The organism is Mucilaginibacter auburnensis (assembly GCF_002797815.1).
GTDB classification, from domain to species: Bacteria; Bacteroidota; Bacteroidia; order Sphingobacteriales; family Sphingobacteriaceae; genus Mucilaginibacter; species Mucilaginibacter auburnensis.
This window is the reverse complement of sequence record NZ_PGFJ01000002.1, coordinates 767,826-790,858: the sequence shown is the minus strand read 5'-3', so window position 1 is coordinate 790,858 and position 23,033 is coordinate 767,826. Positions and strand designations below refer to the sequence as shown.

Below are 23,033 nucleotides of genomic sequence, written 5' to 3'. Positions count from 1 at the left end.
TCTGATATCAATAAGCACATTTGCACATCAGTATATTCCCACATCAAAAATAATGCGCACATTTGCACATCCACACATTTGCATATCAGAATAATGATACTTGTTACCGGTGCTACTGGTTTTTTAGGGGCCGAAGTTGCCAAACAATTAGCCGAAAAGGGTCTTGCTCTGCGTTGCACCAAAAGGGCAAGTTCTGCAATACCTCAGCTTTTACAGCCATATACAGCTATTGAATGGGTAGATGCAGATATGTTGGACATAGCCGCTTTAGAAGATGCTTTTGAAGATGTTGGGCAGGTTTATCATTGCGCTGCCTGGGTGTCGCTTAAGCAAGCCGAAAAAAGGCCCATGATCAACGCTAACGTTAATGGTACCGCCAATGTGGTAAATCTCTGTTTGCTGAACGATGCGAGGTTGATCCATGTAAGTTCTATTGCCGCGGTAGGTTACGCTAAACCCGGCGAGTTAACCAATGAGGAACACCAGTTAGACGTAAACGCTGAAGACGATGGTTACGCCATCTCAAAACTGGAAAGCGAAATGGAAGTTTGGCGAGGCATTGCCGAAGGGTTAAGCGCAGCGATTGTTAATCCTTCATTAATAATTGGCCCCAATGCCGGCACTAAAGGCAGCGGGCAATTATTTGAAGCCGTGCGCAAAGGCTTAAAGTTTTATACCGAAGGTATTGCCGGTTTTGTTGATGTGCAGGATGTTGCTAAAAGCATGATTGCTTTGATGGAGAGCGAAATTAGTGGGGAGCGTTATATCATTAGCGCGGAAAACCGTAACTACCGTGAGTTAACTACCGAAATTGCCTCTTGCTTTGGCGTGGCAGCACCAACCTTATACGCTAAACCCTGGATGATGGAAACCGGCTGGCGCTTGGCGCGCGTGGTATCTACCATAACCGGCAAACCTCCGTTTTTAGATAAGATAGCCGCCAAGGCTGCAAGTCAGGTACGCAACTTTGATAACAGGAAAATAAAACAAGCCATTGGAATTGAATTTAAGCCGATAAGTGTAACGGTGAGGGAGATATGTGAAAGGCTTAGCCCCCCAGCCCCCTAAAGGGGGAGTAAGAGATCAATTGTTCCCCCTTTAGGGGGTTAGGGGGCTCAATCAAACTCCAACGGCCCAATTATTTTCATGTTACGCTTAATAAGGTACTGTTTGTGCCTTACATATTTACTCGGGTTGGTTGGCGACCACTTAAGCGGACTTGGAAATATAGATGCTATAGCCGCGCATTGTGAGCGGGTAAGGTCCTTGGCATCTTTATGGAAATAAACTTGCGCAGCTGCTTGTGTTCCGTATATACCGTCGCCCATTTCAATTACGTTAAGGTAAACTTCCATTACCCGCTCTTTGCTCCAGAAAATTTGGATCAATACGGTAAAATAAGCCTCAAGCCCTTTGCGCAGCCATGAGCGCCCCGACCACAGAAACACGTTTTTTGCCGTTTGCTGCGTAATTGTACTGCCGCCTACCACTTTTTTACCTTTTTGATTTTTTTTGGCTGCGCGTTCAATAGCTTTAAAATCAAAGCCAACGTTGTTTAAAAAGGTTGCATCCTCTGCCGCAACTGCTGCGCGAGGCATGAAAGGCGACATCTCATCAAGGTCGCGCCACTCTTTATCAATTTTCCAGTCTTTACCATCAGCTTTGCGTTCAAAGCCTCGGCCTATCATCAACCAGGTGAAAGGCGGATTAATAAAACGGTAAGCAATAACGCCTAAAATGCTAATGGCGAAAAATGCAATAACAAATAATTTAACAAAGCGCCAAACAAGTTTGCCAATACCTTTCATGCAACTAAAATATCGGTTTATCCAATAAGTTTATAAAAGCAAAATAATTATTTAGCGCGCCTTGGTTTGCCACCCATGTTGCCATCTTCACGGTTTTTGGTTTTCTTTTTATCTGCCTTACCAAAGCCTCTGCCACGTTTCTCGCCACCACGTGGGTTGCCTCTGCTGCCACCTTTGTTACCACCTTGAGGCGGTGGAGCAAGTGGAGACGCAAGTGATGCCGCGCTCATAGGGTAGGGATGTTCTTCATTAACAGGTATTTGCTTGCCTATTAATTTATGGATATCCTTGATGTAGCCAATTTCTTCTCTGTCGCAAAAAGATAAGGCCATACCATTAGCACCTGCGCGCCCTGTACGGCCAATGCGATGGACATAGGTTTCAGGTATGTTAGGTATCTCGTAGTTGATAACGTAGGCCAGTTCATCAATATCAATACCACGCGCGGCAATGTCGGTCGCAATTAAAACACGTGTGGTTTTGTCCTTAAAGTTATTTAACGCGCGCTGTCTTGCATTTTGTGATTTATTACCGTGAATGGCTTCCGCAGTTATGTTGAGTTTGTGCAGATCTTTAACCACCTTATCGGCACCGTGCTTGGTGCGGGTAAAAACCAATACGCTTTTCAGATCCTTATTTTTCAGGATGTGCGCTAACAGGGAACGCTTGTCATTCTTCTCAACATAGTATAGTTCCTGTGTTATGGTGTCTGCGGTAGAAGATACCGGGGTAACCTCAACTTTTTCCGGGTTAGTTAAAATGCTATCAGCCAGGGTTTGAATTTCTTTGGGCATGGTGGCCGAAAAGAAAAGTGTTTGCCTTTTGGCGGGCACTTTGGCTATTACTTTTTTAACATCGTTCACAAAACCCATATCCAGCATACGATCGGCTTCATCTAATATTAATATTTTGATCTGGTCAAGTTTAATAAAACCCTGACTCATTAAATCAATAAGACGGCCAGGCGTAGCTGTTAATATATCAACACCTCTACGCAGAATATCTACCTGTGGGTTTTGCGATACACCACCAAAAATAACAGTATGCTTCAAGCCGGTATGGCGACCGTAAGCCGCAAAGCTCTGATCTATTTGTATGGCCAATTCGCGGGTTGGCGTAAGTATCAACGCCTTGATGCTTTTTTGTTCCTTGTGTTGCTGCCTGTACTGATGTAGCAATTGCAGGGTAGGTATAGCAAAGGCAGCAGTTTTGCCTGTGCCTGTCTGAGCGCAGCCCAGCAGGTCGCGGTGTTGTAAAATAATGGGTATGGCTTGTTGCTGTATAGGCGTGGGCGTGGTGTATCCTTCTGTTTTTAAAGCCTTAAGTATAGGCTCAATCAGTTTTAAATTTTCAAATGACATTATTGTATCTTATTTGCTAACGCGATTGCATAGCGGATTGAAGAGTCTCCCTTATTTGTAGAATTTCAAAGCCCTAAACTAACGGGTATTTGCGGCAAAGATACGGTTTTTGATTGGATGTTGGGAATTGTTCAAACCAATGGATAAATTGGTCGTTCTTTCATTAAACATCACCACCATGCCCGAATTACCCGATCTGCAAGTTTTTGCCCGTAACCTTAACAAACTTTTTAAAGGTAAAACCCTTGAAAAAGTTGAAGTGCCTCATTCTAAAAAGTTAAATGTGTCAATAGAACAGTTAAAAGATGCGCTTGAAGGAGCAAAACTCCATGATGTTAGGCGTGTAGGTAAAGAACTGCACTTTGCGTTCAACAATAAACATGTATTGGGCCAGCACCTGATGCTGCATGGCGAATTCAGGTTGTTTGATGGAGAGAACAAGCATAAGTCAACAATTATTGAATTGCATTTTAAAGGGGAGCAGGGATTAGCAATAACCGATTTTCAGGGAGCCGCAACGCCAACGCTTGACCCTGAAGAGAAAGATGCACCTGATGCATTGGATGTTGAAAAGGAATATCTGATGGGCAAATTAGCTAAGACCAAAAAGCCGGTTAAAACAGTGTTGATGGATCAAAAAGTTTTACGCGGCATTGGTAACGCTTATGCAGACGAGATACTTTGGGACGCTAAAATATCACCGTTCTCTATATCCAATAAGCTGCCCGAAGAGGTTGTTTCTAAACTTATTAAGTCAATCAAAGAAGTACTTGAGGATGCAGAAAAGCAGATAATCAAAAGCAACCCGGACCTGATAAGCGGTGAGGTGCGCGATTTTTTAAAAGTGCACCTGCCGCGGCAAAAGCAAACTGCAACAGGTGCAACTATTTATCAAAAGGAGCTTAACGCGCGCAAGACATATTATACAGATGAGCAGGAGTTGTTTGAGTAATTGATATTTGTTAATACAATAATATTGCTGTATTTTGAACCAACTATTGTATTAGCAAACACAAAACAAATGGAAGAGATAAAGCCGGAAGCAATTCAGCAGGTAAACGCTGATGACGAACGCACTAAAAAATTGATCACTGCGGGTTATGTATTTGCCGTTTTAGGCGGATTGATCGGCATATTTATCGGGCAGTATCTGGCTGGTCACAGAAAAACACTACCTAACGGCGAAATTGTTTTTACCCACACTGATGATGTTCGCAAACAAGGGCGTTACATTCTTACCTTAGGTACTATAATGTTTGTTGTTTTTGCCTGTTTGAAATTAGGTAGAGTGATATAAAATAAAAAGGCTCTCTTTATTCAAGAGAGCCTTTTACCTTTAGCCTTTCAGCTTTTACCTTATTTTTTGTAAGCGTATTTAAAATTTTTGCCGATGAATTTTGCGTTCTCGCCTAATTCTTCTTCAATGCGCAGTAACTGGTTGTATTTAGCGATCCTGTCTGAACGTGATGCTGAACCGGTTTTGATCTGACCACAGTTTAAAGCTACAGCTAAGTCGGCAATAGTGGCATCCTCAGTTTCGCCAGAACGGTGGCTCATTACTGATGTGTAGCTGCTGGTTTGCGCTAATGATACCGCGTTGATGGTTTCGGTTAATGAACCTATCTGGTTTACTTTTACTAAGATTGAGTTAGCGGTAGCATTGTCAATACCTTGTTGTAAACGTACAACGTTAGTTACAAACAAATCATCACCTACTAATTGTACTTTGCTGCCAATTTTGTCGGTAAGCATTTTCCAGCCATCCCAGTCATCTTCAGCCATACCGTCTTCAATAGAGATGATAGGGTATTTTTCTGTTAATGAAGCCAGGTAGTCTGCTTGCTCAGCGCTGGTGCGGATAGCACCTTTTTCGCCTTCAAATTTAGTGTAATCGTATTTACCGTCTTTGTAAAACTCAGATGCAGCACAGTCAAATGCCAGGCAAATGTCTTCTCCCGGTTTGTAGCCTGCTTTTTCAATAGCCTGCAAAATGGTTTCAACACCATCTTCAGTACCTCCAAACGTAGGAGCAAAGCCGCCTTCGTCGCCAACAGCGGTTGACAAACCACGGTCATGTAATATTTTTTTCAAAGTGTGGAACACTTCAGCGCCCCAACGTAAAGCCTCAGAGAATGATGGCGCGCCAACCGGCATGATCATAAACTCCTGGAACGCGATAGGCGCATCAGAGTGTGAACCACCGTTAACAATGTTCATCATTGGTATAGGTAAAGTGTTGGCGTTTACACCACCAATGTAACGGTATAAAGGCTGGCGGCTTTCCTGAGCAGCAGCTTTAGCCGCAGCTAATGATACACCTAAAATAGCGTTAGCACCTAATTTAGCTTTGTTAGGTGTGCCGTCAAGATCGATCATTATTTTGTCGATGCTGTTTTGATCAAACACATCAACGCCCTGCAATTCTTTAGCTATAATGTTATTAACGTTATCAACAGCTTTTAAAACACCTTTACCCAGGTATTTTGATTTATCGCCATCGCGAAGTTCAACTGCCTCATGTGCACCGGTTGATGCACCAGATGGCACAGCAGCACGACCCATAAAGCCATTTTCGGTTAACACATCAACTTCGATAGTAGGATTACCACGCGAGTCAAGTATCTGGCGGGCGTGAACATCAATTATTAAACTCATTTTCTTATTTAGGATTAATTTACAAGTTTCAAAGTGTATCCTGTACACTTTGGTAAGTCAAAGATACAAATCTCTTATAAATATGAACAAAAACTTTAAATATTAACAATGGCTTAATACCGGTATTAATCGGCCGAAGTTGGGATATGCTCTTTTGACTTGGCGTGATCGCGGTGTATGCGATAGTTAATGTTTATAGCAAGGTTGTTTTTAGCCCCGGCATTTGACAGGTTGTAGTTATACTGGTTCAACCAACCCAACTGTAAGCTGAATGATTTATCAAACTGATAACCAAGTCCTGCCGAAAAACGATTCCGCTCAAAATGAGGAGCCTTGTTGTTAAAGAACACCTCGTCGAATATGCCGATGAAGAAAGTGCCCGGCACAACTTTTTTATTGTTTAAAGGGATAACCATGTTGAGGCGGTAACGGAAACGGTTACGATAGATGCCATTTACCCAGCGCTGCTCGGCACGGTAGCGGTGTTCAAACTTAACACGGTCTAAAAAGCTGTTAACGGTCATTTGTTCCCACATCCTGAACTCGGTATTAGGTGTTAAACCCAGGTCGTTCTCATCAGTAACATACCTGCCGGTACCTAATAAGGCGGTGTAATTATTGGCAATATCATAGCTGATACCACCTTTGGTTTCGTAATAAAAAAACTGGTTAAAAAACTTATTGGAGCGCGATTGCAGCTCAATGTAACCGCCCCAACGGCTTAAACTATCGCCGGGCAAGGTTATTGTAGCTACACCGAAAATACCTGTTTTGTTGTTTTGTGCCTTTGCAGAAAATGCACATGCCGAAATGATGAAAATGATGAGCGCTAACTGCGACTTAAACTTTACCATGTTAAATTTGTGTAAATTTTAAGTGCAAATCTATTTTCTTAATATTATCTCAATATTAAGGTTTTGTTGTTGAGTGTTAAGTTTATGTTAACACTACTCCCATTTAAAAGTCTTAACGGCTACACCATATACAACTACGCCCCATATTAACATAATTAAGATCTGGTGCCCAACATCAAATAATCCCGCCCCTTCAAAGGCCACTTTGCGTAGTGCATCGTTTAAATAAGTTAAGGGTAAAGCACGGCTTATAGGTTGTAACCATGTTGGAAAAGCAGTAATGGAAAAGAAGGTACCCGATAAAAGAAATTGCGGAAGCGTAATGATATTGGCAATTGGGGGTACAGAGCTTTCATTTTTAGCAATACTTGATACCACAAAACCGAATCCCATAAAAACAATAATGCCTAATATGGAGAGCAGCAGCATATTAACTACCGTAACTGCCCCATGTATCAGCGTAAAACCAAAGGCAAAGTGTCCAACTAAAATGATGAACAACGCGCCAATTAATGAGAACGATATACGGGCAATAGCTTCGCCTAATACAATGCTGTAACGTTGCACTGGCGTTGCAAAGAACCGTTTGATGACCAACGTAACGCGTAAGCTCAAAAACACAAAGGCAGTACCAAAAACGCCTGTACTCAACAATGAAAAGCCTAACTGGCCTGGTAGAATAAAGTCAATGGTTTTGTATGCTCTGCCTTTTATCGTGGTTTCTTTAACTTCTGCGTATGTTAGTAATTGTGGGTTGCCGGTTATGCGTTTATAGGTGGCTGTATTTACTTCGGTTAAGATATTTGTTAACACAGATTTAACTATGCTGCCCTTTGAAGAGGCGTTGGTATATTGAACGTTAACGACAAATGGTGATTTGCTCAACAAATTGGTATCTGTAATAGCGGGAGTCACTTGCCAACCTTTATTTTGAACTTTTATATCTATTACTGCGTCTAAACTACCTTTGGATAAATTGCCGTTAAGATCGTCTTCTTTCAGATCTGTATACAACTTAACAATAGGCATTTTAGCTAATGCCTTATAAATAACGTTAGAGGTGTCAGAATTTGGCGCGACCCCAACATCAACACTTACACCACCTCCGCCGATAAAGCCAAACACCAATATAAATATCAGCGGAAAAGCCAGGCTAAACACCACTGCCGAAGGGCTGCGGGTTATGGAACGGAAGGCCGCTTTAGCTATAGCAAGCGTAGCTTTTAAATTGCTGTAAGGTTTGTTGTTATCAGTCATTGGTCATTAGTCAATAGTCATTGGTGAAATCCGAAATCTATAAATGTTCCCCCTTTAGGGGGCTAGGGGGCTTATCCGCGCCATTCCTTCCCGGTAAGGTTAATAAATACATCTTCCAGGTTAGCAGCTTTAACCTGTTTTGGGCGTTCAAAGCCGGTAGCTACCAGATTATCAATAAACTGGTCGGGTGTGTCAATGCCTATAATTTTACCACCGTCCACGAACGCTACGCGGTCGCATAGTACTTCGGCTTCATCCATATAATGAGTGGTTATTACCACAGTGGTTCCGTTATCACGTATCTCTTTGATCAGGTCCCATAGGTTACGGCGCGCCTGCGGGTCAAGGCCAGTTGTAGGCTCATCTAAAAAAACAATGCGCGGATCGTTTATCAGCGTAGTAGCGATTGAAAAACGCTGCTTCTGCCCTCCGGAAAGGTCTTTGTATTTAGCTTTGGCCTTATCGGTTAGCGCCACTTTAGCCAGCATTTCCTCTGCTGATTTTTCTACGCCGTATAATCCGCAAAATAAAACTATCAGTTCACTCAGGTTCAGGCTTGGGTAATAACCGGCAGCCTGCAACTGTACACCGATGCGTTTTTTAATTTCGCCGGCCTGGGTGTCAATATCAAACCCATCAACTGTAACCGTTCCGGATGTTTTATCGCGCAGGGTTTCTATGATCTCAAGAGTAGTGGTTTTACCGGCACCATTAGGGCCAAGCAAGCCAAAAATTTCGCCTTCAAAAACCTCGAAGCTAATATCCTGCACAGCCTTAAAATCGCCATAGTTTTTTACCAGGTTTTTTACTGTGATGATGGGTTGTTTTAACATATTGTAAAGGTGCTGCACAAAAAACTACGATGCAAGAGGCGGCCATAGTTTTTAATATTTTTTTGATGTGATTACTTAACTAAATGACCTATTAACTCAATAGCCAGTGCAACGTGCGCAATAAACTTCACTAAGATGATAAGAATGGGGGCGCTTAGTAATTTTTCCATTGTTGTAAGTGATGATTAACGAATCAAAATTGGCGCTAATTGGCATCATTACACATGGTTTTTAGGTAAACGGGGGGTAAATGTCGGTAAATGTGGAAAGGAAACCGCCGAGGATAGTTTGTATAGCGATGGTTTAAACCACCGCTATAAGGTGTCAGGCTTTTTTCAACTCACTTTCTGATTTGATTACCTTTCCGCCATCTTCCTGCTTAATTTCATAGGCGGGTTCGTCTTTGCTGGCGTTGCGTTTAATCTTGCTGCCTTTAATTGTTTTACTTACCGGTTTGTTATGCTTTTCAACAATTTCGCCTTCGGCTTTGCCTTTGCCCCATTTCCAGGTTACTTCATCTCCCTTTTTCATAGTAAAAGAGCCCTGCATGTGCAGAGCTCTTTTGTTAAAGCAAAGTTGTTGCCATTTATTCTATCAGCGTACCTATGTAATAATTAAAGGTATCTACTTCTATATTATCCTTGGTAAGGCCAGCAACCTCCAGCGGCTTTAACCTGGCAGTAGGGCTTACAAATTTCCACTCGCCTCCTTTAACCCTTATCTTAACAGGTATTGTAAAGCCCTGTGCATCGGCTATCCAACGGCAATATAACTTACCGTTAATGCTTTCAATATTCAAAATAGGCAAACTTTTGTAATGCAGGTATTGGTCAAATACAGGCAATAAATTTATGCCTGATTGTTTGGCGATGTAGCCGGTGATATCTTCATAAGTAACTGTTTTCCGGCCAAAAGTTTGGTTCAATCCGCGTAAAATATCGCGCCATTTGGCATCATTATTAATAATGGTACGTATCATGCTCAGCAATACCGAACCCTTCGGATACATATCGCCAGAACCTTCTTTATTAACGTTGTACGGGCCAACAATGGGCGCATCATTGTCAATACCTTTACGTAAACCAAAGTTGTATTCAAGCCCGGCTTGTTTGCCATACTGTTGCTCAATAAACAGCGATTCGGAATAATCAGTAAAGCTTTCATGTATCCACATGTCTGCAATATCTTTTGATGTGATATTATTGCCAAACCACTCGTGCCCACTTTCGTGCACCACAATATAATCCCATTTTAATCCCCAGCCCGTGCCTGAAAGATCCTGACCCAGATAGCCGTTTCCATAAGCGTTGCCATACGCCACCGCGCTTTGATGTTCCATACCTAAAAATGGCGTTTCAACTAACTTGTAACCATCTTCATACCATGGGTAGGGGCCAAACCAGTGCTCAAAGGCTTTTAGCATGGGTTTAACGTTGGCATCAAACTGTTTTTTGGCTTTAACCGCATTGTAATTCAATACCCAGTAATCAATGCTTAATTTGCCTTTTTCGCCGGCGTAGCTGTCAGTTAGGTGCGCGTAATTGCCAATGTTGACAGCAACACCATAATTATTAATTGGACTACCCAAAAACCAGTCAAATTTAGTATAGCCATCTTTCAGGTCGGTTGTTTTGCGTAAACGACCGTTTGAAACATTGGTTAGGCCTTTTGGAACGCTGATGCTGATGAGCATGCTGTCTACCTCATCAGCTTGATGGTCTTTGTTAGGCCACCAAACGCTGGCACCTAAACCCTGGCAGGCTGTGGCAACAAATGGTCTGCCTAACGAGTCTGTTGTATAAACTACGCCGCCATCCCAAGGCGCGTTCTTAGCTGTAATAGGGTTGCCGGAATAGTAAACAGTAAATTCATCTTTAGCGCCTTTTTTGATGGTTTGCGGAAAGGTTACAAAAACAGCGTTGAACTCCCGGGTAAAAGGCACTTCGGTGCCTTTGTAGACTACTTTTTCTACTTTCAGGTTATCAAAAAGGTCAAACTGCAGTTTGTTAAAATCTTCAGTAGCTGTAAACTTAAACTGGTTGCTGCCGCTGATGTACTTTTTAGCTATATCAAACTTAACATCGAGGTGATAATAGTTAATATCATAACAGGTGCGTAACGGCGTAAGCATACCGCGCAATGTATCTGCCCGTGTGTATTTTTGCTTGGTGGTCATGAGTTGCGCCTGGGCAAAAGCAGGAGTAAGCCCTAACAGGACAAGGAGGATTTTAACAAATTTCATAATAAGCAGTTAATGAAACCAAATATACAATTTTAGTATAATTTGACAGGCGTATAATAGTATCGTAACATTTTGCACAACAATGGTAACTAATCGCCAATTAACTAATCACTAATGTTCAAAATACTTACCTTTGGGCTCCAAAACAAACTACTATGCAATATGATGTTATCGTAATCGGCTCGGGGCCGGGTGGCTACGTGGCCGCTATACGCTGCGCCCAGCTGGGTTTAAAAACTGCCGTTATTGAAAAATATGCTACCTACGGTGGTACCTGTTTAAATGTTGGTTGTATTCCTTCAAAGGCGTTGTTAGATTCGTCTGAACATTACCACAATGCAGCCCACACTTTTCAAACGCATGGCATTAACCTTAAAGATCTGAAGGTTGACATAGCTCAAATGATGAAGCGTAAAACCGAAGTAGTTCAAAAGAACACTGCCGGTATTGCCTTCCTGTTCAAAAAGAATAAAATTGATCCTTATCAGGGCGTAGGTTCTTTTAAAGATAAAAACACTATTATTATTACCGCTGCTGACGGTAGCACTAAAGAAATAACCGGCAAGAATGTAATCATCGCTACCGGTTCAAAACCGTCAAGTCTTCCTTTTATCCAGATAGACAAAAAACGCATCATTACTTCAACGGAGGCTTTAACGCTTACCGAAATACCTAAACACCTTGTATTAATAGGTGGCGGTGTTATCGGCTTGGAGTTGGGTTCGGTTTACGCGCGTTTGGGTGCCAAAGTATCTGTAATTGAGTTTATGGATGGCATTATCCCAACCATGGACAAAGCTTTAGGTAAAGAATTACAAAAAGTATTGTCTAAACAAGGCATGGAGTTTTACCTGGGTCATAAAGTAACCGGAGCTACCGTTAAAGGCGAAGAAGTAACCGTAACTTTTGATTCTCCGCAAGGCGAAAAGAAAGAACTGAAAGGCGATTACTGCCTGGTTGCGGTTGGCCGTGTAGCTTATACTGATAAATTAGGTTTAGATAAGCTTGGCATTACCGTTGAAGAACGCGGCAGAAAAATTACTGTTAACGACCACATGGAAACCAGCGTAAAAGGCGTTTATGCTATTGGCGATGTTGTGCGCGGCGCTATGCTGGCTCACAAAGCTGAAGACGAGGGTACTTATGTTGCTGAAACTATTGCGGGCCAAAAACCACACATTAATTATAACCTGATTCCGGGCGTTGTTTATACCTGGCCTGAGGTTGCGGCAGTTGGCCAAACCGAAGAGCAATTGAAAGCAGCGGGTGTTAAATATAAAACAGGTTCATTCCCGTTCCGTGCAAGCGGCAGGGCAGTAGCCAGCGGAGATATGGATGGTTTTGTTAAAGTACTGGCTGATGCTAATACCGACGAGATTTTAGGCGTACACATGATAGGTCCGCGTGCGGCTGATATGATTGCCGAGGCTGTTTGTGCTATGGAGTTCCGTGCAAGTGCTGAGGATGTTACCCGCATGAGCCATGCTCACCCAACTTATACCGAAGCTATGCGCGAAGCATGTTTAGCAGCTACTGCTAACAGAGCGATACATATATAATTCCGGATTTCGGAATTTCGATTTGGGATTTTCATAAACGAGGAAAGCCTCTCTAATTGGAGAGGCTTTCTTATTTTCCTTTCATTCTGAGCGATAGCGAAGGGTCTTGTAATCTTGGGTGACAGAGCGCTTAGTTAGCCGCTTTTACAAGATCCTTCACTGCGTTCAGGATGAGAATTTGTGTTTACTTATTAGCGAAATTCGCAGCAATCGCATTTAACTCTTTTGCTGCTGGTGTAGTATTGCCATTCGTTATCACAATCCTGTACTTAAAAGTTACCGATTCTCCTTTTTGTAGCGTTAAGTTTTTAGCCGATTTGCCGTTGGTAAATATCTTTTCGCCTAAGGGGTTTGCGGCAAATAAACCATAGCCACGCGCATGCCAAAACGTAGGGTAGTTAATATTCTTAGGATGATCGATGATGGACACGCTGATAGAGTCGTTACCCATTTTACCGAATACCTTGCACCACTCGCCACGGGTACTCCAGGCATCATCGCCCAATTTACCGGCGCTGGTTAAGTAGTTGCCATTCGGTATCTTATCAGTACCGGCTTTAACAATTGTTACTATGCCCTTATCATCAGTAAACTTTTGGTCGGTTTTACTGGGTATTTCCAACGCATGGGCCAGGCGGATGCCCAACATGCCATCTTTAGCATCTGTAAATTTAGCTTCCCGTTGCGCGGTAAGCGTGGTTATCCGGTCAATGATGCGTTGATTGGCATTGCCACTAAACTCATAACGTGTGGTTTCTTCCAGTATAACTTCTTTGGCTTGATTGGTCCAGTTGGCGTGGTAGGCAATTACGCCAGTGGTGCCGCTTTTGGTTTCAAGTATCTTATCGGTACGTATCCAACCATATTGGTTCTTTTTAGCCGGTGGAATAGCGTAACTGTTATTCCAGAAATCCAGACCGTTCAAGTTCTCAAAATTGAACCATAGTCCAATGTGATGCGGGTGGTCAGTAGGGTCTCCGGGTTGCGGTTCAAGCGGAAAGCCGCGGGTAACTTTTGTTCCGTTAGCAGCGATCAATGGATACAATACCGATTTCTCCAGCGTATCAGGATACAAAAAGGTGGTGAACGGCTTGCCACCTATCAGCACCTCAATCTTTTTGTCTTTTGCAGATGGTACAACCTTAACCTGTTGCTGTGCAATGGCTACGGAAGAAAAGGCAGCCAGCGCCAATGTAGTAGATAGGAACTTATTCATACGTTTTAATAATGAACACTGAATATCGAACGCCGAATAGTGAAGTATTCGATATTCGGCGTTTGATATTCAGAATTCTTCTTACTAACCCTTAAATACTTTGCCGTTAACCATTACCTCCTGCGTTTTCTCATCGAAGGTTGCGCGGCCGCCTGTATGTGCAGCAGCGGTGGTCATGATGTTGGCAATAGAATGCGCATACCCTGCTTCAACAGGTGCGTTTGGCGTTTTACGACTACGTACGCATTCCATCCAGTTGCGCACGTGGGCAGATGTTAGCGCATCGCCGCCGGTGTTGGCGCTTGCCACAACACGTTCCGTACTTGCAAGGGTTTGCTCAGGCAGCAAGAACGGTTGCATGCCCATAGCCGCTGCAAAGCGTTGTGTTAGGCCGCCTTTAGGCGATATCTTATTAGTGTCGAGATTTAACTCGCCACCGTTTGAGTAATAGATCTCTGTAGGGTTCTCCGTACCATTGTGCATACGCGACTGGAATGATACCTGGAAGCCGCTTGTCAGGTCGTCAGCAGGACCGTAGTCGAATACCGCGGTAATGGTATCCCAGTTACGGCGACCGTCTTTCCATTGGTAGATACCACCGTTGGCGGTTACGCTGCGCGGATGCTTCAAGCCGGTAAACCAGTGTACCGTGTCAATCTGGTGGCTCATCCACTGGCCCGGTAAGCCTGATGAGTATGGCCAGAACAAGCGGTACTCTAAATATATCCTCGGGTCAAATTTCTCAAAGGGACGGTTACCTAAAAATCTCTTCCAGTCGGTGTCTTCCTCTTTTAATTGGGCTACAATATCGGGTCTGCGCCAGCGGCCAGGCTGGTTTACGTTCCAGGCCAGCTCCACCATGGTGATGTTGCCGAACTTGCCTGATTTAATGAAGTCATTAGCAGCATGGTAATTAGTGCCGCTACGACGCTGTGAGCCTATCTGCACAATCCGATCAGATGCCTTGATCACCTTTAGGGCCTCACGGTTGTCTGCCATGCTTTCGGCGAAGGGTTTCTCACAATAAACATCACATCCCGCTTTTACCGCTTCAATGGCATGATTAGCGTGCTGGAAATCAGCAGTGCTTACAAATACGGCATCAACCAGTTTTTTGCTGTACATTTCTTCGTTGTTACGGCAGGCTACAATGTCATGCCCCAATTTTTGTTTCCATGTGGCGGCACCTTCTTCACGGCGTTTGTTCCATATGTCTGATACGGCTACAATATCAAAATTCAGTTCCTTGTAATGGTTCAGAAAACAAGGCATGTGTGCGCCTTTATGGCGGTCTGAGTAGCCTACAACGCCTACGCGCACGCGGTCATTAGCGCCTATTATGCGTTTATAACTGGCTGCGCTCCATGCGGTGTTGCTCACCAGCATTCCACCGGCAGCAATTGATGCCTGCTTCAAAAATTTACGACGTGATTCTTCCATCTGTATAAGTAATTTAGTTAATGTGGGTTATAATTGGGTTCCGGCTTCGCTGCATGGGATATACATAACGACTCCGATTTAAAAATACAAACTTTGACCCTTAACCCACAACAAATTAGCCTGTATTTCTGCTCATACGATTGCGACAGACGGCATTATATAGCTAACGCAAATAATGATTAGCCGTTCCATCGTCTCACTGAAGATATGAAACGATGTGAGACGATTTTTATCGTAAGAATCTGATTTTTAATTCAATAACGTTTTTCTGTGAAACGAAAATGAGACGGGTGAAACGATTTTTGTACTCTGATAAACTCGTTTTAAAACTCATAGCACTAAAAGTGGTAAATTTTGTCTAATAAAATACATTAAATATTTAGACAATTAAAAACAACGTTTTTAGAAATGTGTTTAACTCCTATGATTTAAATATTAACTAATACGAATCACTATGAGAAAACTTAAACTTTTTGCAGCGGCTTTACTGGTTACAGCCGGTCTATTTTCTTCTTGCACAAAAAACAACGACAACATTGATCCTAATGCCAATGCTAACATCACAGCGTTAGTATCAGCAAATGCGAATTTATCATTATTGCGCGCAGCTGTAGTTCGCGCCGGTCTTGCTGAAACATTAGCCGGGTCAGGCACATTCACCGTTTTTGCTCCCGACAATGATGCATTTATAGCGGCCGACCTTGGTACTGTTGAAAAGATCAATGCTATGCCGGTTGATCAGTTAAGAGCAGTATTGCTATACCATGTGCTTGGTCAGCAATATACAGCAGCCAGCATAGCTGCCGGTACCACCGAAGTTACTACGGTAAACACCGCCAAAGCTTATGTGGTTAAAAATGGCAGTGCAGTGTCTATTAATGGCGCAGTTGTTAAACAAGCAGATATACAGGCATCAAACGGTATTGTGCATATAATCAACAAAGTTATTATGCCGCCATCGGCTAACATTGTGGCAATGGCTCAGGGCAATACTAATTTAACCTTTTTGGTTGCTGCTATAGTTCGTGCCAGTACAGGTAGTACCAATGTTGCACAGGTGTTAAGCGGTAATGGTCCGTACACTGTGTTTGCGCCAACCAACGCAGCTTTTATAAAAGCAGGTTTCAGCTCAATTGCTTCTATTCAAACTGCTGATCCTAACACATTAGCTTCTATTTTAACCTACCATGTAATTGCTGCACGTGTATTGTCAAGTAACCTTACTGAAGGTGCCGAACCAACCACTTTAAACGGCGCTAAAGTTAAAATTACGCTATCGGGCGGTGCAAAAGTTAAAGGTAACAGTAACACAACTGCTGCAAACATCACAGCTACCGATATGGTAGCTACCAACGGTGTGGTACACCTTATTGATGATGTTTTAAAACCTTAATTCAGTTAGAGGTATCTGTTTTAGTGAAGCGGCCGGAGCGCACCCTTTTTAGGGTTGTGCTTCGGCCGTCTTTGTTTATAAATAGAAATTTGGAAAGCTATCTCAATTTGCTATTATTTGCAAAATCACTACATTTATCAAAACCTAAACTTATGGTATATATACTTTCTATCATTTACCGCCGTAAGGCTCTTTTCATAGCCGCGGTATCGCTATTATTTATTACCTCAACGCACGCTCAAACGCTGTTAAAAAAACACATTAAAATAACAGCTCATATAAAAGGATTAACGAATGGGCGCTATTACATAAACAGCACAAGTCAGAGCGGTATTGATTCGTGCAATGCAAAAAATGGTGCGCTTGTATTCAATTATTTTGGTGAACCTGCCGGCCTTCTCATAGCATCAACTAAAGACAACGGAGGCGACGGAAAAAGTTTTTGTTCGCCGGCTTTTTGGGTGGATAATAGTGATGTTGTAATAACAGGAAAGGTGGAAGAAATTACGTCAATGGAAGTATCAGGATCTGAAATAAACGTTAAGCTTCATCAGATACAAACATTGGTAACGCCGCTAAAAGAGGAAAGAACGCAGTTTTTAGTTGCCTCTAAATTTACAGAAGCCGATAGTATAAGACGTGTAATTACAGAACTTTATAAAACAGAAATATTGCGCAATCTTAATAATGTTTACGGTATGATATTGCTTAACCATCTGGCGTTGACCAAATTGTTAAATCCGTCAGAAGTTGAACATTTATTGAATATGTTTGATGGTAAATTAAAAGATTCGCAGTATACACGTTCCGTAAAAGGGATTCAAAAAAATTCTTCGGCGCTCGGTATAGGAAAATTAGCGCCTGATTTTGTTCAATCAGACAAGAATAACAAAAATGTAGCGCTATCTGATTACAGGGGCAAATTTGTTTTACTGGAATTTTGGGCATCATGGTGCGGACCGTGCCGTGAAGAAAACCCGCAGCTTGTGAAAATATATAAAAAATTTTCCAAATCAGGATTTGAAATTATTGGCGTATCTACGGATGTTAATAGACAAACATGGATTAATACGATCAAAAATGACAATTTGACCTGGCCGCAAATAAGTGATCTTAAAGGTCAGGGTAACGAGGCAGCGGTTTTGTATAATATAAATGCTGTACCTTCAAACTTTTTGATAGATCCTGATGGGAAAATAATCGCGATCAATTTACTCGGCGAAGAATTGTCAAAAAAATTGAGTCAAATATTTCCTGAAAATTGAGCCGATATGCCAACGCAGTTCAAAAAAGCTACCACCTATAGCTCACCAAACAAAATCCGTAAATGAAATATTGGGCGCTCTCCATATTTGTTTTTTTAACATGCTTTTCCGGCCAATTGCAAGCGCAATTGCATTGCCCTTCTTATGATAAAATAAATTCTGTTAAGGATGCCCGGGCGGATATTGATTTCATCAGGAACTCTTTAGAAAAAGAGCATCCAAACTTATATCGATACATTAGCAAGCAGGCATTTGACAACAAGATTGACAGCCTTAAAAGCAGCCTCAAACGGCCTGTAACGAATATAGCGCTGCGACTTGGCATAGCAAGTGTGCTATCATCAATCGGCGACGGTCATCTTTCTATACGTATCAACCTTAGCAACACCGAAGTTGAGGCGGCAAAAGCAGCCGCTATAAATATCTACCCCATTGAGCAATTTAAATACAGGGTTTTACAGGGTAGATTGTATATCACTGGTGCTTCTGAAACGAATGTTGTAATTCCGTCAGGAGCGGAAGTATTGTCTATTAATGGCATTGCGGCCGCTAAAATGTTAGCTGATTTTTTTTCTGTTATCCCATCCGACGGATATAACCAAACTTTTAAATCCCAGGCATTAAATATGGGTTTGATTCCCGACCTTTTTACCCAGTTATACGGCCTTAAAAAGAATATTTTATTTAAAGTTAAGTTTAATGATACTGAACGGTTAGTTGAAGTTAAAGCTTTGCCACGCAAAACCCCTCCACAGCCGATCGGCGAGGTAACCTCAGATTTTAAATTATTACCAAATGGGACGGGTTATTTAAAGATAGGGTCATTCCCGAGGATGCCATTTGATGGGATGCCCGGTCAAATCCAATCTGGTGTGATGGGAGATTTACTGTCACCATACGCTTCAGTTTTTTGGAGACTGTCAAATACCAGAACTACGTCACTCATTCTTGACCTGCGTAACAACCATGGTGGAGATTTTATTGCGGTTACAAACCTGTTTTCTTACCTGATCAGTCGGCCATCCCTTTTTGCCAAAGTAGATAATAACGTGTTAAACGACAAAACTAAAACGCCAGATGAGCGTGTAAAATATGGAAGCGCAATACCTGTTACTCCTCAATCAGCGAATTTTAGAGGAAAATTGTTTGTATTGGTCAATGGTTGTACGTTTTCTGCTGCAAGTTTGTTAGCAGCAAATTTGCAGGGATTAGGCAATGCCGTGATTATAGGCGAAGAAACCGGCGGAGGCCGTAACGCGCTAATGGGTGGTTTAACAAAAGACGTGACGACACCACATTCGGGCATGATATTACAGTTGCGCACCGTTCAAATGGAATCACCGGTTCCTGACAATACTGAAGGCAGAGGAGTGATGCCCGACATTGCAATTTCTTACTCCATCAATGAGTATTTAAGCGGAGTAGATAAAGAGCTGGAGCGCGCAAAAAGTGAAATTGCGAAACAGGCGGTTAAGTAAGGTAATGACTTGAAATTATACTTTTATTTATATTCTAAAAATTCCTTTTCGTTATGAATGATCCGCATAATGGATGGGTTTCGGGTAGAATAAACAATCGGTAAAGTCTCGCCTTGATAAAGCCGGGCAAATTCGGTTTTTGAAATGCTGTGGCGCACAGTCCAGTCCTCCCCATTTTTTTTGGTGAATTTTAAGGTTATGTTGGAGAGATCCAGTTTTCTGGTTGAAAATGAGCTGCCATCTGCTATTACGGCCGTGGTAATTTCTCCATATTGCTGTAGCTCCTTTTTTTCTAATTCTATGGATCTGAAAATAAACAGGCACGCACTCCCAAAAGCGAAATAACAATAACTGCAAAAGCTATAAAACCGGCGCTATTACTCGGCCCTTTAGCCGGGTTAATAGCATTTAAAGCGTAACTCGCAGCAAATACAGACAATATACAAATTGCCAAACAAACCGGTACAATCAATACGTTACCCATGCTGTGGTACACACCAACAGGTACCAGCCAATACATACCAGCAACCAACAATATAACGATGCCGATTAATAAAGGAAATCTCTTTTTGGATTTTTGTTGTATTTCTAAATATGTAGCATTGTCCATAATACCAATGTTAGAGGAATGGTTGCTGTAAAAATAAGAAATTGAACCAATGCTACGCTTTTATTGTGTTATTGCAACAAACCTAAAATGGGTTGTCGCTTCGAAAAAATTCCTCCTTAGGTTGGAATGACAGGTGTTTTTACAATTACTTGAAATTATCATGTGGCGACACCCTTTTCAAAATAAAAGCAAGCAATGCGGCAAAACCTACATAGCCTGCAAAAATAAAATAGCCCGGTTGCAGCGACGTTCCGTTATCGGTAAAGATCTGTAAACCCTCTGTGCGGATATTAAGACTGGAAAGCTGACTTTTCAATATGCCGTTCAAGCCCATATAGGTCATCAATACGCCAACCACCATAACGTCGGCCATATCCCATTTACCCAGTTCAAAGGTCATGTAACGTATTACGGGGTGGCGGGCAATTTTTTTGGTGCTCAAAACATAGATGCCTTGCGCAATTAACCTGAGCAGGGGCAGGGCCAGTACAAAAAGCATAATGAGCGCTCCCACAACAATGGTATCCGGTTTTCGCTGACTCATTAATGTGTTAACTATACCCACAATGCTTTTACTCTGGTAAAATAACACCTGGTTTTTAAACTCCAGTGTATTGTCCATTATTAGTAGTTTCATGGAGTCAATGCGCGCGTCAACCTCTATCAGGGGCAGCGTGGTTCCAACGAAAAGCAGCACAAATGCAAATGCCAGCGAAAATACAAACAACGCTACCTGCAGCTCCACATGCTTGCGCATAGCCAGCCAAAGTAACAAAGCCAACGTTACACAACCCAACATTACACATACATATCTTATCAGCATGTTGGTGAGTTCCAGTTCACGCAGGCGTATTTGTTTATTGAAGTTCTCCGGGTCAGACACCTTGTATTTTTTATAAACGTATTGGGTTACGGCATAGTTGGCCACTCGGGTACTGTCATAGATCTGATCAACCAATTGGTCAACCTTGCTGCCGGCAATGGTTTTTAAACGTTCCTCGCTTTTTCTGCTGGTAATTTTGGCTACAATGAGGTTGGTAAATGGTGGCACCTGTGCCTGTAGTTCTGCCGAATCAACCAGGATGTTAAAAGCGATCTTTTTGAGCTTATTGCCCAACCCTTTTTTGGGTTTGTTAAATTCCCTGATGGTTTTAGCAATCAGCGTATGCAGTTCATTGGACACCGCTTTACGTATATCTTTACGCTGTTTTGGAGTGATATGATAATCGTCAATTTTTCCGCTGATGAGGCCTGATATCCTGTCACTCCATTCATCTACCGAAAACAACCCGAAAGTAACACTGTTCGACAGCGCATAGTCCTCTTTCACTTGCACGCGTTCAGCCGAAATTTGCTGCAACTTGTAGCCGCAAAAAGCTGCACCCGCCAGTAGTACACTTAACCCCGCCAGCAAGATGATATTAAAAATGGTATATTTTAATTTCTTAGTGGGCATGGTGCGGCGTGATATTTTTAAGGATGGTGGACAGAATAAGCCCGAACAGCACAAAACTGATGAATATGATATAACCCGGCTGCAGGGCGGTATTGTTGGTAGTAATAATGGTAAGGTCTTTACTGCTTACATTAAGTCCGGCCAACTGACTTTCCAGCAAGCCATTCAAACCAATATAGGTCATCAGGATGGCGATCACAATAACGTCGGCCATGCTCCATTTGCCAGACTGAAAAGCGAAGTATTTGATGAATTTGCTCTCGGCAATGCTTTTTTTGCCTAACAAATGAATGCCTGTTGAGCTCAACTTCATCACCGGAAAAATAACACTGAAGCAAAGTATAAGCACCCCAACGGCAATAGATTCAGCTCCTGATTGCTCTATCAGTACTTTTACCACGCCTAAAATGCTTTTACTCTCATAAAACAGCACCTGGTCTGTGAAAATTACGTGTTCGCCCAATAAAGTAAAGTCAAGCGTTTTGATGCGGCAATCCACCTCTATCATGGAGGCGCTTAAACCAACCCCTAACAATACAAACGCGCACACCAGCGACAGCATAAAAAGCGTGGTATGTAATTGCGTTTCTTTACGCAGTATCCACCATAAACTTAGCACTACTAAAATACAGGCCAGCATAACAAAGCAATCGCGGTACATTTCTGTTTTTAAATAACCTAATAATTGATTAAGCTTGGAATTTAGCTGCGGAGTTGAGCTTACACCATATTTGCGGTACATGGTGTTAAACAGCTTGTGGTTGGCCTTAAGTGTGCTATCAACCGTTTTGCTTTGTTTCAGATCCTGAAACTCATCCATAACCAGATCGCTCAGTTTGGCTTTTTGGTTGGGATTGTCGGCTTTGGCAATAATTTTACGCGCAAGCGATGGTACTTGTGCTCGTATCTTATCCGTTTTAACAAAGGTCTTTATGGCAAATTTCCTGATCTTACCGATGAGGCTTTTAGGCTTTTTATCCACCATAGCCTCAGCTTTATCTATCAGTGCGTTTAAAACCTCTTCCACCTCTTCCTGCATCAGGCGTTTTTGTTTGGAAGTAAATTTAAGATTACGGATCTGCTTATTAACAATGCTGGCCACCTCATCCTGCCACTGCTCAACAGACAGGAGGCCGTAGGCAATGTTGTTGATCTCAGAATAATCAGCCTTAACTACCTCCTGTTGAGCGGATAATTGCTTAAGCCGGTAGCCAAAATATGCTTCAACGCCCACCAATACACACATTCCCACAATAAGCGCTGCTTTTGCCCAGAAGAAAGATCGGTTAGTAGTTTTATTGGTCAAGATGGATGGCATCAAAGAAAAGCGCCGCTAAGGGCGCTTTTCCAACAGTTAGATAATTATATAGAATATATGAATTAAGCTGCCAGTTTGTTGCTGTTGGCTTGTTTTGCGCGGAATGCCTTAAGGTCGGCTTTTAACATAGCTTTTAATTCCAGATCTAAAGCTTTTAATAACAAATCAGTTGGAGTTACGTTTACTTTTTTCATAATCATTAGTGGTTTGTGATTACGATAGGTGTAAATATCATGCCAGTGTCAAACGTAGCTATAACGATTAAGTAACAAACTTTAAAATGTATAG

General features: G+C 42.2%; 21 protein-coding genes. 7 read left to right on the top strand and 14 right to left on the bottom strand.

Translation table 11 applies throughout. From position 1 onward, the window contains the following. Nucleotides 1-93: 93 nt before the first annotated feature. On the top strand, nt 94-1,068 hold the full coding sequence (locus CLV57_RS14110) for an NAD-dependent epimerase/dehydratase family protein (RefSeq protein WP_100342028.1): 975 nt from the start codon (nt 94-96) through the stop codon (nt 1,066-1,068). 47 nt (nt 1,069-1,115) lie between these two features. Here CLV57_RS14110 and mtgA read toward each other — a convergent pair whose 3' ends face one another. Together mtgA and CLV57_RS14100 are read right to left on the bottom strand one after the other, a co-directional pair. After that, nucleotides 1,116-1,808 carry a monofunctional biosynthetic peptidoglycan transglycosylase gene (gene mtgA, locus CLV57_RS14105; RefSeq protein ID WP_100342027.1) on the bottom strand — a complete coding sequence of 231 codons (693 nt, stop codon included), beginning with the start codon at nt 1,806-1,808 and terminating at the stop codon, nt 1,116-1,118. A gap of 47 nt (nt 1,809-1,855) precedes the next feature. After that, nucleotides 1,856-3,169, bottom strand: coding sequence for a DEAD/DEAH box helicase (locus tag CLV57_RS14100; RefSeq protein ID WP_100342026.1), 1,314 nt, complete (start codon nt 3,167-3,169; stop codon nt 1,856-1,858). A 139-nt stretch (nt 3,170-3,308) separates the two neighbouring features. Between CLV57_RS14100 and CLV57_RS14095 the strand changes: the two genes are divergently transcribed. Further along, a complete protein-coding gene (locus tag CLV57_RS14095) occupies nt 3,309-4,121 on the top strand; it encodes an Fpg/Nei family DNA glycosylase (RefSeq protein ID WP_245857078.1) in 813 nt (270 codons plus the stop codon). A gap of 69 nt (nt 4,122-4,190) precedes the next feature. After that, nucleotides 4,191-4,466, top strand: a complete 276-nt coding sequence (locus CLV57_RS14090; RefSeq protein WP_157799166.1) for a hypothetical protein — start codon at nt 4,191-4,193, stop codon at nt 4,464-4,466. Between the two features lie 59 nt (nt 4,467-4,525). Here CLV57_RS14090 and eno read toward each other — a convergent pair whose 3' ends face one another. The 6 genes from eno to CLV57_RS14060 form a co-directional block, all read right to left on the bottom strand. Further along, entirely contained in the window at nt 4,526-5,824 is a 1,299-nt protein-coding gene (gene eno / locus CLV57_RS14085; protein WP_100342024.1) for a phosphopyruvate hydratase, read from the bottom strand. Between the two features lie 125 nt (nt 5,825-5,949). After that, nucleotides 5,950-6,678 carry a DUF2490 domain-containing protein gene (locus tag CLV57_RS14080; protein ID WP_100342023.1) on the bottom strand — a complete coding sequence of 243 codons (729 nt, stop codon included), beginning with the start codon at nt 6,676-6,678 and terminating at the stop codon, nt 5,950-5,952. A 93-nt stretch (nt 6,679-6,771) separates the two neighbouring features. Continuing rightward, nucleotides 6,772-7,935, bottom strand: coding sequence for an ABC transporter permease (locus CLV57_RS14075; RefSeq protein WP_100342022.1), 1,164 nt, complete (start codon nt 7,933-7,935; stop codon nt 6,772-6,774). Between the two features lie 71 nt (nt 7,936-8,006). Beyond that, nucleotides 8,007-8,768: an ABC transporter ATP-binding protein gene (locus tag CLV57_RS14070; RefSeq protein WP_100342021.1), complete on the bottom strand. Its 762-nt coding sequence runs from the start codon at nt 8,766-8,768 to the stop codon at nt 8,007-8,009. A gap of 324 nt (nt 8,769-9,092) precedes the next feature. Continuing rightward, the gene (locus tag CLV57_RS14065; protein WP_100342857.1) at nt 9,093-9,299 is read right to left on the bottom strand and encodes a hypervirulence associated TUDOR domain-containing protein; all 207 of its coding nucleotides are present in this window, start codon (nt 9,297-9,299) and stop codon (nt 9,093-9,095) included. Nucleotides 9,300-9,354: 55 nt separating this feature from the next. Beyond that, the gene (locus CLV57_RS14060; protein WP_100342020.1) at nt 9,355-11,010 is read right to left on the bottom strand and encodes a M1 family metallopeptidase; all 1,656 of its coding nucleotides are present in this window, start codon (nt 11,008-11,010) and stop codon (nt 9,355-9,357) included. 155 nt (nt 11,011-11,165) lie between these two features. Here CLV57_RS14060 and lpdA point away from each other — a divergent pair, with 155 nt between their 5' ends. Then, complete coding sequence (lpdA, locus tag CLV57_RS14055) at nt 11,166-12,569, top strand: dihydrolipoyl dehydrogenase (protein WP_100342019.1); 1,404 nt, start codon at nt 11,166-11,168, stop codon at nt 12,567-12,569. Between the two features lie 184 nt (nt 12,570-12,753). Here lpdA and CLV57_RS14050 read toward each other — a convergent pair whose 3' ends face one another. Further along, nucleotides 12,754-13,785: a DUF6807 domain-containing protein gene (locus CLV57_RS14050; protein ID WP_100342018.1), complete on the bottom strand. Its 1,032-nt coding sequence runs from the start codon at nt 13,783-13,785 to the stop codon at nt 12,754-12,756. Between the two features lie 84 nt (nt 13,786-13,869). Further along, nucleotides 13,870-15,225: a Gfo/Idh/MocA family protein gene (locus tag CLV57_RS14045; RefSeq protein WP_100342017.1), complete on the bottom strand. Its 1,356-nt coding sequence runs from the start codon at nt 15,223-15,225 to the stop codon at nt 13,870-13,872. A gap of 454 nt (nt 15,226-15,679) precedes the next feature. On the opposite strand from CLV57_RS14045, the gene CLV57_RS14040 reads away from it, so the two are divergent. The 3 genes from CLV57_RS14040 to CLV57_RS14030 all read left to right on the top strand — a co-directional run bounded on the left by CLV57_RS14040 (nt 15,680) and on the right by CLV57_RS14030 (nt 19,361). After that, entirely contained in the window at nt 15,680-16,618 is a 939-nt protein-coding gene (locus CLV57_RS14040; RefSeq protein ID WP_100342016.1) for a fasciclin domain-containing protein, read from the top strand. A 152-nt stretch (nt 16,619-16,770) separates the two neighbouring features. Beyond that, a complete protein-coding gene (locus CLV57_RS14035) occupies nt 16,771-17,883 on the top strand; it encodes a TlpA disulfide reductase family protein (RefSeq protein ID WP_100342015.1) in 1,113 nt (370 codons plus the stop codon). A 62-nt stretch (nt 17,884-17,945) separates the two neighbouring features. Then, nucleotides 17,946-19,361, top strand: coding sequence for a S41 family peptidase (locus tag CLV57_RS14030; protein ID WP_100342014.1), 1,416 nt, complete (start codon nt 17,946-17,948; stop codon nt 19,359-19,361). A gap of 298 nt (nt 19,362-19,659) precedes the next feature. Here the strand turns inward: CLV57_RS14030 and CLV57_RS14025 are convergent, their stop codons facing one another. The 4 genes from CLV57_RS14025 to CLV57_RS18710 all read right to left on the bottom strand — a co-directional run bounded on the left by CLV57_RS14025 (nt 19,660) and on the right by CLV57_RS18710 (nt 22,939). Then, complete coding sequence (locus tag CLV57_RS14025; RefSeq protein WP_100342013.1) at nt 19,660-19,971, bottom strand: hypothetical protein; 312 nt, start codon at nt 19,969-19,971, stop codon at nt 19,660-19,662. A 145-nt stretch (nt 19,972-20,116) separates the two neighbouring features. After that, nucleotides 20,117-21,427 (bottom strand): paraquat-inducible protein A, encoded by a 1,311-nt coding sequence (locus tag CLV57_RS14020; protein WP_100342012.1) that lies wholly within the window; start codon nt 21,425-21,427, stop codon nt 20,117-20,119. Beyond that, a complete protein-coding gene (locus CLV57_RS14015) occupies nt 21,417-22,745 on the bottom strand; it encodes a paraquat-inducible protein A (RefSeq protein WP_100342011.1) in 1,329 nt (442 codons plus the stop codon). Before CLV57_RS14015 ends, CLV57_RS14020 begins: the two co-directional genes overlap by 11 nt. Nucleotides 22,746-22,807: 62 nt before the next feature. Then, nucleotides 22,808-22,939 carry a hypothetical protein gene (locus CLV57_RS18710; protein ID WP_262497433.1) on the bottom strand — a complete coding sequence of 44 codons (132 nt, stop codon included), beginning with the start codon at nt 22,937-22,939 and terminating at the stop codon, nt 22,808-22,810. Nucleotides 22,940-23,033 lie beyond the last annotated feature (94 nt).